Here is a 1226-nt window from a genome sequence, read left to right on the forward strand (position 1 = left end):
TAAGTTGTTCTTGTTAAGTCTTGTTGTTTCTTGTAACAACATTGACTATTCTATCATAATTCTTATATGTATTTAATATTAAATGTTATTCTATTTGTTATCAGCTTAATATTACTAGGAATCTATGCTGTTATCTCAGTTATTCTTATATTGATACACTAGGTAGTGTTTCCTGCTATAATAAGTTTTAACTTATTGCAAATAGTAGATATACAATTTAGTTATGAGTTAATAACTAAATAAAATAAACCACAGAATAAAAATTTAATACTGTGGTTTACCTTATTTGCTAGTTAACTCTTAATACTTAAGAATTATATTAAAAACTATTGATTCATTATTTCAACATTGTATTTTTCTCTAAGCTCACTATTTAACTGTGAATATCTATATGTTTGTCTTTGTTGTAATAGGTTATTTTTAATCATATCCTTTACTTCGTCAAAAGACTGTACAGAACCTGGCACCTTTTCATCAACTCTTATTATATGATATCCAAATTGCGTTTTAACAGGTTTGCTTAGTTCATCTAATTCAAGAGTGAAAGCAGCTTCTTCAAACTCAGGTACCATTTGTCCTCTTGCAAATCTTCCAAGACTTCCCCCTTGAGCTTTTGATGGACATGAAGAAAACTCTTTAGCAGCATCTTCAAAAGCCATTCCATTATTTATTTTATTAATAATTTCTTCAGCCTTCTCTTCACTTTCAATTAATATATGTTTTGCACTTACCATCTCTGGATTGTTGAACATATGCTTATTAGCTTCATAGTAGGATTTAATCTCTTCATCTGTAACTTTAACTTCACTCATAACCTTTGATATTGCAATCTGTGTCAATATTTCTTTTTTTGCTTTTTCTAATTGTGCAATATATTCCTTATCTTCTTCTATTCCAGCATCCTTAGCATAGTTATAAATTAATTCAAAAGATATTATCTCATCTAGTAACTGTTTTTTCCCCTGTTCTGTCTGCAGATACCCCTGTCTTTCTCTTGGAAATCTTTTTATAGTATCTTCTAACTCCTTTTCTGTAATCTGTAAACCGTTTACAATAGCTAATACATTGTTTTCCATATCTTTTCTCCTTGCTTTTTATTTTATTGACACAATTAATTATGTCACAATTTTTACTATTTTTCTATATAATATTAGTTTATTCTTCTTTTATATGTAAGTTTACGTATAAAAATTGATATAAAAAAAACTCAGAATAAAATCTGAGTT

The 1226-nt window shown here is 27.5% G+C and carries 1 protein-coding gene; it reads right to left on the reverse strand.

What is annotated here, in order from left to right:
* Positions 1-326: 326 nt before the first annotated feature.
* On the reverse strand, positions 327-1076 hold the full coding sequence (locus tag P8V03_RS18975) for a peptidylprolyl isomerase (protein WP_261673638.1): 750 nt from the start codon (positions 1074-1076) through the stop codon (positions 327-329).
* Positions 1077-1226 lie beyond the last annotated feature (150 nt).

The sequence above is a fragment of the Clostridium tanneri genome (assembly GCF_033659955.1).
GTDB lineage: Bacteria > Bacillota > Clostridia > Clostridiales > Clostridiaceae > Clostridium_AM > Clostridium_AM tanneri.